This window comes from Dactylosporangium sp. NPDC050688, assembly GCF_040654515.1.
Classification (GTDB): Bacteria; Actinomycetota; Actinomycetes; order Mycobacteriales; family Micromonosporaceae; genus Dactylosporangium.
In genome coordinates this window covers 197,598-206,495 of sequence record NZ_JBFAIC010000010.1, presented here as the reverse complement: position 1 = coordinate 206,495, position 8,898 = coordinate 197,598, and the positions used below count along the sequence as shown (strand labels likewise).

The following is an 8,898-nucleotide window of genomic DNA, read 5'->3' as shown; positions in this document are numbered from 1 at the left end:
CGTACGACGCGCTGGTGTCGACCGTCGCGGCGGACGCGGCCGTCATGTTCAGCACGGCGACGCCCGTGCCGACCAGCGCGGTCACCACCGCGGCGACGGCGAGGCCGAAGCGTCGTCTGCTTCGCTGGAGGTTCATTGGAGGCGGGCTCCTTCGGTCGACTGGCGGTCCGTGTTAGCGCTAACAGTGAGCGCCGACGATGGCTCTTCGGGTTTTCGATAGGCAGAGAGGAGGAATGGAGAGCGCCGGCGGGAACGCTCACATCTCGATTCGCGAGATTGCCAGACTGTTTCCAAACATTCAAGTGCGGCAACATGCGGCGGCCGGTCCATCCCGGCACATGTGACGTTTCAAGTCCGCCCCATGCCGACGTCCTCCCAGGTCAAAGCGTTTTCCCGGGTACCGCACCCGGGCACTTCCCGGCCGAAAATTTCGTCGCCCGTCGAACGCGACTTCTGTTTCACGTACCGCATAACACTTTTCCGGCAATGCGTTCGCGGCGCGGTTTCCGTTACGCCTCGCGGCGTCCGATAGTCGCGCTGGGCGTCGCCAACGGTAAGCCCGCGAATACTTGACGCAGTCTGCCGCGTCACGCAGATTGTGATGCCGTGACAGTCGACGTCAGCGCGGACGGGTTGCCCGACCAGCTCGCCGTGCGCCATGCCAACCTGACCCGCACGCTGCGGCACATCCGCACCAACGGGCCACGGTCCCGCGCCGCGATCGCCGCCGCCACCGGCCTGCACAAGACGACCGTGTCCAGCCTGGTCGAGGAGCTGCTCACCCGCCGGCTGGTCCGCGAGCTCGGCATGGACCACTCCGGCGCCGCCGGGCGGCCCGGCCGGGGCATCGCGTTGAGCCCGCACATCGGCGCGATCGGCATCGAGATCAACGTCGATTACCTCGCCGTGCACGGCAGCGACCTCGCCGGCCGCACCGTCTACGAGCAGCGCACCGGCTTCGCCTGCGCCGGCCGCGACGTCGAGCGGTGCCTGGACGACATCGCCGAGGCGGCCCGGCGGGCGCTCGCCCACCTGGCCGACCGCGGCGTCACGCCGATCGGGGTCACCGCCGCCGTGCCCGGGCTCATCGACGTCACCCGCGGCGTGGTGGTGCTGGCACCGAACCTCGGCTGGCACGAGGTGCCCATCGTCGACCGGCTCAGCCACAGCCTCCCGCCGCGGCTGTGGATCGGCGTCGACAACGACGCCAACCTCGCCGCCCTGGCCGAGCACGGCTCCGGCGTCGCCGCCGGCACCGACGACCTCATCTACCTCACCGGTGAGGTCGGCGTCGGGGCCGGCGTGATCCTCGGCGGCCGCCTGCTGCGCGGCGCCGACGGCTTCTGCGGCGAGATCGGGCACATGACCGTGGAGCCCGGCGGCGACGTCTGCGGCTGCGGCCGGACCGGCTGCTGGGAAACCAAGGTCGGGCTCGCCGCGCTGGTCCGCCGGGTCACCCCCGACGCCGCGTACGGCCTGGAACGGGGGCCGCTGCCCGACCCGCAGGACCGCGTCGCCGAGGTGGCCCGCCGCCTCGCCGCCGGCGACCGCACGGCGCGCCACGCCGTCACCGACGTCGGCACCTGGCTCGGGCTCGGCAGCGCGATCCTGGTCAACCTCTTCAACCCGCGGGCCATCGTCCTCGGCGGCTACCTCGCCGCGCTCGCCGAGCACATCATCCCCGCCGCGCAGGCCGCCCTGGCCTGCCGCGCCGTGGCGAACCCCGCGGCCCGTTGCCATTTCGTCGCGTCCCGGCTCGGCTTCACCGCCGCCGCCCGCGGCGGGGCCGGCGCGGTGCTCGACCGCGTCATCGAGCACCCGACGACCGTCCCCGTGCCGCCACCCGTACCGGCCGTTCCGGTCCGGTAGCGCCCCGTCGAGATGCCAGAGGTCCCCGTGGCGGTCGTGGGCACATGGTCCGTGTCGTCTTGACGCGACGGCCGGTCATCGGCCACAGTCAACGACCACGCGACCTCACCAGCGCGGACCCGGGACCACCACGCAGGTCCACCCGGTCCGCACGGTCCGCCCGGGGCCGCACGACCGACCTCGGCTCAGCGACGGTGATGTGACGATGCGAGGTACCGGCACGATCGACACAGGCCTCGTGACCGCCGCCCAGACGGGCGACCGGCGGGCCCTGGACGAGCTGGTGTCCAGCAGCGTGCCGCTGGTCTACACCATCGTGCGCCGGGCGCTCAGCGGCGACCCGGATGCCGACGACGTCGTGCAGGACACCCTGCTGCGCGCGGTCCGGCAGCTGCCGGCGCTGCAGCACCCCGAGAGCTTCCGCCCGTGGCTGGCCGCGATCGCCGTGCACCAGGTGAGCACGCACCTGCACCGCCGGGCCGCCGCCGCCCAGCGGGCCACGACGCTCGACGAGGCCGCCGAGGTCCCCGACGCCGACGCCGAGTTCGAGGACCTGACGATGCTGCGCCTGGAGCTGTCCGCGCAGCGGCACCAGGTCACCCACGCCAGCCGCTGGCTGGACCCCGACGACCGGGCGCTGCTGTCGCTGTGGTGGCTGGAGGTCGCCGGCGAGCTCACCCGCGCCGAGCTCGCCGAGGCCCTGCAGGTCAGCGTCGCGCACGCCGGCGTCCGGCTGCAGCGCATGCGCCAGCAGCTCGACGCCGGCCGCGCGCTCGTCGCCGCGCTGCAGGCCCGGCCGCGCTGCCCGGTGCTGGACGGCATGGTCGCCGACTGGGACGGCGTACCGAGCCCGCTGTGGCGCAAGCGCCTGACCCGGCACACCCGCGACTGCCCGGTCTGCGGGCAGGCCGCGCACGGTCTCATCGCCGCGGAACGGCTCCTCGTCGGCTTCGCCCTGCTGCCCGTGCCGATCGGGCTGGCCGCCGCGCTGCTGGGCAAGACCGCCCCGGCCGCGGCCGCGCTCGCCGGCACGATCGGCGCCACCGGCGGCGCGTCAGGGGTCGCCGGCGGCGTCACCGGCGGGCTCGCCGCCAGCGGCAACGTGGGCCTCATCGGCCAGCTCGTCCAGGCGCTCGCCGCCCACCCGGTCGCCGCGACGATCGCCGCCGGTACCCTCGTCGCCGGCGCCGCGGTCACCGTCACCACCCTGCCCTCGTCCCCGCCCGAGCCCAGGACCGGGATCGCGGCGGCACCGACGCCGTCGGCGCCGTCACCGGCGCAGCGGGCCTCCGCGCCGGCGGTCACCGTCACCACACCCGCGGCGGCGACCACCAGCGCCGCCCCGAGCACCCCGGCCACCGTCGCCTTCGCCCCCGGCCGCTCGGTGTCGCTGGAGTCCGCCGCGCAGCCCGGCGGCTACGTCACCACCGCCGACGGGCTCGGCGTGCTCGCGCCCCTCGGCCCGGCCAGCGCCGAGGCCGCCCGCCGGCAGGCCACGTTCGCGGTCGTCACCGGCCTGGCGGACGGCGCCTGCTACACCTTCCGCGCCCAGAACGGCCAGTTCCTGCGGCACGCCTCGTGGCGCTTCCGGCTCGACGCCGACCAGGGCACCGCCCTGTTCCGCGGCGATGCCACGTTCTGTGTCAAGCCCGGTACCGCCGCCGACACCATCCGCCTGGAGGCGTCGAACTACCCGGGCTGGTTCCTGCACCCCCGCGGCAACGGCCAGCTGTGGGTCGACCAGACCGACAACAGCCCCGCGTTCGCCGCCGGCACCTCGTTCCGCGCCCGGCCGGCCCTGGCCGGCTGACCGCCCGGCGCCTCCCGCCGGTGCGCGGCCACCCCGTCGCCCGCCTCGATCACCGTGCCGGTGCGGCTGCCGTCCTGAGGGCCTACCGGCGCGGGCCGGCTCCGTGCAGCAGCGTGTCGACGATGCGGGCGGCCACGACGGCGGGGTCGGCGTCCGGCTCTGCGTCGGCGCCGTGCAGCGCCTCGCCGATGAGCGCGTAGTACACCCGGCGGGTCCATTCGAGGTCCGCGTCCGGGGCCAGCAGGCCGTGGTCCCGGGCGCGGGCCAGCAGCTGCACGCACCGGCAGGCCAGGTCGCGCTGGGCCGCCGCGGCGGGTGAGCCGGGCGTGTCGGCCTGCTCCAGCCCGAACCGCCAGCTGATCTTCATGCGCAGCACGGTCGCGGTGATCTGGTGCAGCACGACCAGCGGCGGCGCGGTCTCCGGGTGGGACGTATGGATGGAGCAGCCATGGAACGGCAGACCGCACTCGTCACCGGCGCCTCGACCGGGCTGGGCGCCGAATTCGCCATCCAGCTCGCGTGCGCGGGCACGACCTCGTCCTCGTCGCCCGGTCCGCGGACCGCCTCGAGCGGCTCGCCACCGAGCTGCGCACCCGGCACGGCGCCCGGGTCGACGTGATCGTGCAGGACCTGACCGAGCCCGGCGCCGCCGCGGCGGTCGCGGCCCGGCTGGCGGTGCTGCGCCGCGACGCCTGACGCTTCAGGGGCGGCGCTGCGGCGCGGATGTCGGGCCGTGCACGACGGGCCGGCCGTCCGCCCAGGTGACCTCGTCGAGCCAGAGCTGCCGGCCCGGGGTCACCGAGCCCTCCGCACCCTCGGGCCACGCGTGGTACAGCAGCCAGGTGCGGCCGCGGTGCTCCACCATGGACGCGTGGCCGGGGGCCGGACGCGCCGTTGCCGGAGCGCAGGACCGGGTTGCCGGCCGGCTTGCGGCAGGGGCCGAGGGGCGTGTCGCACAGCGCATAGCCTTCGGCGTAGTCGGCCTTGTCGTAGGCGTTCGCGGCGTAAAACAGGTACAGCTGCCCGTCGTGACGCCACAGGAACGGCCCCTCCACCACGCTGCCTTCCCACGGCTCGGTCTGCTTGAGCAGCCGGACCGGCTCGTCCAGCAGGGTCAGGCCGTCCGGCGACAGCCGCTGCGACCACAGCCACGTGTCCTGGCCGATGGCGTTGCCGTCGTTCTTCCACAGCAGGTACAGGCTGCCGTCGGAGTCGCGGAACGGGCTGGCGTCGATGGAGCCGCCGAGGTCGGCCTGGCACACCAGTGGCCCGGCGGCGGTGTCGGTGTACGGGCCGCCGGGGTCGGTGGCGCTCGCCCGGCCGATGCACTGCCGGCCGGTGGCCCGGTCGGCGACGGTCGGGTAGAGCATGTAGTGCCGCGGGCCCAGGGCGATCGCCTCCGGCGCCCACGTCTTGCCGGGTCCGCCCAGCTGGGCAGGGCCGGCAGCGCGTCACCGGCCGGCGTCCAGCTGACCAGGTCCGGCGAGGTGAGCACCGGACGCTCTTGAGCACTCACATGCAACGGTGTGTGAAGCGGATGAGGTTCCAGGAGGCGGCCTGGAGGCGCACGCCGTCGGCGGCGGGCACCTCGTGCAGACGCGGGATGACGCGGTCAGGTGCATCGGCGGTGTTCGTGGCATCGCCGGCCTCGATGCTCAGGTGCTCGGCGGGGACGAGGCCGGGCATGGCGCGCAGGTCCAGCCGCAGCAGGAGATCGGTGTCGCCGCGGTTGACCGCGAAGACGGCCAGCGCGCCGGTCTCCTCGTCGTGCACGGCGAGGTTGACCGCCATCATCGGCTCGACGCCGGCCGCCTTGGCCCACACCATGAACTCGTCCAGGCCGAACGCGTTGGTCTCGATGCTCTTCCGGGCCAGGTCGAGACGGCGGGGGCGGTCGCCGGCCGGGCCGATGCCGTCCTCCCAGCGGTATCCGGAGACGAAGTTGCCGCCGGGGTAGCGCACCACGGACACGCCCAGCTCCCGGGTCAGCTCCAGGACGTCGCCGCGGAGCCCGTGGGCGTCGGCGGTGGGGTGCCCCGGCTCGAAGACGCCGCCGTAGACACAGCGGCCCATGTGCTCGACGAAGGAGCCGAACAGTCTCCGGTCGGCGGGGCCGATGCGGAACGCCGGGTCGATCGTCACCTTCGCCGTGTCCAAGTCTGTCGCCTTTCGTTCGAACGTGCCGACGTTCTACAACGTTGGATACAACGTTGTAAAGAGCCGGACACCCTGTAGAGTCCTCGCGTGCGCCACAGACTGAAGGACGTCGCCGAGCGCGCCGGCGTGTCGGTGAAGACGGTGTCCAACGTGGTCAACGGATACCCGCACGTCCGGCCGGACACGCGCGCCAAGGTCGAGGAGGCCATCGCCGCCCTCAAATACCGGCCCAACCTCTCCGCGCGCAACCTGCGCCGCGGCCGGACCGGCATCATCGCCCTCGCCGTGCCCAAGCTCGGTCTGCCCTACTTCGCCGAGCTCGCCCGGCACGTCGTGGACGCCGCCGCCAAGCACGAGTGGACCGTGCTCATCGACCAGACCAACGGCTCCCCCGAGCAGGAGCGCATGGTCGCCCTCGGCATCCGCGACCACCTCATCGACGGCGTCATCTTCAGCCCGCTCGCCCTGACCGCCGCCGACCTGGCCACCGGCTCCCAGCGGGCCCCGATGGTGCTGCTGGGCGAGCGGGTCCACCACGGGCCCGCCGACCACGTCGCGATCGACAACGTCGCCGCCGCCCGCGACATGACCGCCCACCTCATCGCGCTCGGCCGGCGCCGCATCGCCGCGATCGGCGTGCAGCACACCGAGGAGGGCGTCACCGCCCGGCTGCGCCTGGCCGGCTACACCGCCGCGCTGACCGCCGCCGGCATCCCCGTCGACGAGCGCCTCCTCGTGCCCGCCTCCGCCTGGCACCGCACCGAGGGCGCGGCCGGCATGCGCGCGCTGCTCGCCGCCGGCGCGCGCCCCGACGCCGTGTTCTGCTTCAACGACACCCTTGCCCTCGGCGCGCTGCGTGCCCTGCACGAGGCCGGCCTGCGCGTCCCCGACGACGTCGCCGTGGCCGGCTTCGACGGCATCGAGGACGGCCGCTTCTCCGTGCCGACGCTCACCACCATCGCCCCCGACAAGGAGCGCCTCGCACAGATCGCGGTCGATCTGCTCGCCGCGCGCCTGAGCGGCCCCGACGGCGCGCCGCCCCAGGAGCGGCTGGTCGACTACCAGCTGCGCAGGGGCGAGAGCGCCTGACGGCACGGGTGGCGGCCTCCGCCGCAGCGTGCATACTTGCAGTAGCCGGTCCTGGCTTTCGGCAGCGAGAGGACGAGATCGGCACTGCACGATGGAGCCGCCCCATGGCGCTTGACCGTTTCCCGCAGTCCCTGCGGTCCGGTGACCACGTCGCCCTGCTCGAGGTCCGGGTCCTGCCAGACGGACCCGCCCCGCACGACGGCGTTGCCCGCTCTGCATCACACGACGGCGTAGCCCGGCTCGCGGTCGCCGGTGAGATCGACTCGCTGACCGCCGGCAGCCTGCACGCGGCGCTCGCCGCGGTGCTACGCGAGCACGATCCGCACCGCATCGAGCTGGACCTGTCCGACGTGACGTTCATGGAGTCCGCCGGCGTGCGGACCCTGCTGACCGGGGTCGTCATGGCCCAGCGCACCGGCTGCGACCTGCTGGTCGTGCGGGCCTCCCCCGCCGTGTACCGGCTGCTGCGCATCTGCGGGCTGCTCGACGTCCTCGGCGTCACTCACGAGGAACCTTCGGCAGGCGAACGGGTCGCCGGCTGAGCCCAACGCCACGGGCGGGGGCGCATGTTCTGCGCGGCACGGGGCAGGATCCCATGACCGCCTCCGGCGGGGCCGTTTGTCCGGCGCCGCGCGGGGCCGCGTGTCCAGCGCCGCGCGGGGCGGGTCGCCCTCATCCGACCGTCACTGCCGGACCCCCGGACCCCCGGTCACGCGGGAACTGCCGGACCCCCGTCACGCGGGAGTTGCCGATGAACGACCGCAGCGCCGAACTCGCGTCCCGCATGGGCCGCCTGACCGAGGAACTGCTGGGCGGCGCCGGCGTCCAGGAGGTTTTGCAGGGCATCGTCGACGCCGCCGTGCAGACCGTCCCCAACGCCGAGCACGCCGGCGTGACCCTGCGGACCGCGCGGCAGGCCGTCTGCACACCGGTCGCGAGCGACGACTTCGTCCGGGCCGTCGACCAGATCCAGTACGACCTCAACGAGGGGCCGTGCCTGTCCGTGCTGTTCGACGAGCCGCTGGTGCGCATGCCCGACGTCGCGGCGGAGACCCGGTGGCCCGGCTTCACCGCCCGGGCGCGGCAGGCGGGCCTGGGCAGCGTGCTGTCGTTCCGGCTCGTGGCCACCGACACCCAGCACGGCGGGCTCAACCTGTACGCCGAGGCCCCCGGCCGCTTCGACGAGCTGGACGAACACATCGGCCTGCTCTTCGCCGCACACGCCGCAGGCGCGCTCGGCGGGCTGCTACGCCGCGAACAGCTGTCCGCCGCACTGTCCACCCACGACATCATCGGGCAGGCGAAGGGGATCCTGGTCGAGCGGTACCGCATCAACAGCGAAGCGGCGTTCCAGCTGCTGGTGCGCGCCAGCCAGCACACCAACACGAAGCTCGCCGAGATCGCCGACCACCTCGTGCGCACCGGCGAGCTCGCCTCCCGCCCCCGGCGACCGTCGCGTTTCCGCCGCAGAGCCCGCGGGTAGGAGGCGGCCCGCACAGGACACCAGCGCCCGGTGCCCGTCGCCCCCGGGGGTGCCCGATGACGTCGATGGACCACGACCTCGACCTGATGGTCGACACCCAAACCGGCCGCGGTTCGACCGAGGACGCATCGAGCACGCCACGCACGCCGACGGAGGATGACGCTAACCACCGCCCACCGGGCCAGGCCACCTCCGACGACGCCTCCAGCACCACGGGCGACACGTCCAGCACCACGGGCGACACGTCCAGCAACACGGGCGCTGCGGGCGACGCGTCCGGCACCACCGACGATGCTTCCGGCACCGCGGGTGGTGCCTCCGGCGGCAGCGGCGGCGGGTCGGGGATGCCCGGCCACCCGGACGCGGCGGATACCGGCACCGCCTAACCCGACCGCGCCAACACTGTGGGCCGCCGACAGGCTCAACCACCGCACCGGGGACGCCGACACGCAGGGCTGGCCGACACCCTGAACGCCAGAGACCAGCGCCG

Annotated in this window: 9 protein-coding genes and 2 pseudogenes; 7 read left to right on the top strand and 4 right to left on the bottom strand. The window is 74.1% G+C overall.

Annotation, left to right across the window (positions count from 1 at the left end; translation table 11 throughout):
- Positions 1 to 606: 606 nt before the first annotated feature.
- Together AB0H83_RS13165 and AB0H83_RS13160 are read left to right on the top strand one after the other, a co-directional pair.
- Complete coding sequence (locus AB0H83_RS13165) at positions 607 to 1,869, top strand: ROK family transcriptional regulator (protein ID WP_360091687.1); 1,263 nt, start codon at positions 607 to 609, stop codon at positions 1,867 to 1,869.
- A 238-nt stretch (positions 1,870 to 2,107) separates the two neighbouring features.
- Positions 2,108 to 3,679, top strand: a complete 1,572-nt coding sequence (locus AB0H83_RS13160; RefSeq protein WP_360091684.1) for a sigma-70 family RNA polymerase sigma factor — start codon at positions 2,108 to 2,110, stop codon at positions 3,677 to 3,679.
- A gap of 82 nt (positions 3,680 to 3,761) precedes the next feature.
- On the opposite strand, the gene AB0H83_RS13155 is transcribed toward AB0H83_RS13160, so the two are convergent.
- Positions 3,762 to 4,079 carry a hypothetical protein gene (locus AB0H83_RS13155; RefSeq protein ID WP_360091681.1) on the bottom strand — a complete coding sequence of 106 codons (318 nt, stop codon included), beginning with the start codon at positions 4,077 to 4,079 and terminating at the stop codon, positions 3,762 to 3,764.
- Between the two features lie 119 nt (positions 4,080 to 4,198).
- Here AB0H83_RS13155 and AB0H83_RS13150 point away from each other — a divergent pair, with 119 nt between their 5' ends.
- A complete protein-coding gene (locus AB0H83_RS13150) occupies positions 4,199 to 4,375 on the top strand; it encodes a hypothetical protein (RefSeq protein WP_360091702.1) in 177 nt (58 codons plus the stop codon).
- Positions 4,376 to 4,379: 4 nt separating this feature from the next.
- Here the strand turns inward: AB0H83_RS13150 and AB0H83_RS13145 are convergent, their stop codons facing one another.
- The 3 genes and pseudogenes from AB0H83_RS13145 to AB0H83_RS13135 all read right to left on the bottom strand — a co-directional run.
- Positions 4,380 to 4,544 (bottom strand): hypothetical protein, encoded by a 165-nt coding sequence (locus AB0H83_RS13145; protein WP_360091699.1) that lies wholly within the window; start codon positions 4,542 to 4,544, stop codon positions 4,380 to 4,382.
- A gap of 91 nt (positions 4,545 to 4,635) precedes the next feature.
- Positions 4,636 to 5,049: pseudogene (locus tag AB0H83_RS13140) on the bottom strand (family 43 glycosylhydrolase); the annotation flags it as partial.
- A 406-nt stretch (positions 5,050 to 5,455) separates the two neighbouring features.
- Positions 5,456 to 5,836, bottom strand: a pseudogene (locus AB0H83_RS13135) (alpha-L-arabinofuranosidase); the annotation flags it as partial.
- Between the two features lie 87 nt (positions 5,837 to 5,923).
- Between AB0H83_RS13135 and AB0H83_RS13130 the strand changes: the two are divergent.
- The 4 genes from AB0H83_RS13130 to AB0H83_RS13115 all read left to right on the top strand — a co-directional run bounded on the left by AB0H83_RS13130 (position 5,924) and on the right by AB0H83_RS13115 (position 8,794).
- Positions 5,924 to 6,925: a LacI family DNA-binding transcriptional regulator gene (locus AB0H83_RS13130; RefSeq protein WP_360091678.1), complete on the top strand. Its 1,002-nt coding sequence runs from the start codon at positions 5,924 to 5,926 to the stop codon at positions 6,923 to 6,925.
- A gap of 104 nt (positions 6,926 to 7,029) precedes the next feature.
- Positions 7,030 to 7,467: an STAS domain-containing protein gene (locus AB0H83_RS13125; protein WP_360091675.1), complete on the top strand. Its 438-nt coding sequence runs from the start codon at positions 7,030 to 7,032 to the stop codon at positions 7,465 to 7,467.
- Between the two features lie 209 nt (positions 7,468 to 7,676).
- A complete protein-coding gene (locus AB0H83_RS13120; RefSeq protein ID WP_360091672.1) occupies positions 7,677 to 8,408 on the top strand; it encodes a GAF and ANTAR domain-containing protein in 732 nt (243 codons plus the stop codon).
- 56 nt (positions 8,409 to 8,464) lie between these two features.
- Positions 8,465 to 8,794, top strand: a complete 330-nt coding sequence (locus tag AB0H83_RS13115; RefSeq protein WP_360091669.1) for a hypothetical protein — start codon at positions 8,465 to 8,467, stop codon at positions 8,792 to 8,794.
- Positions 8,795 to 8,898 lie beyond the last annotated feature (104 nt).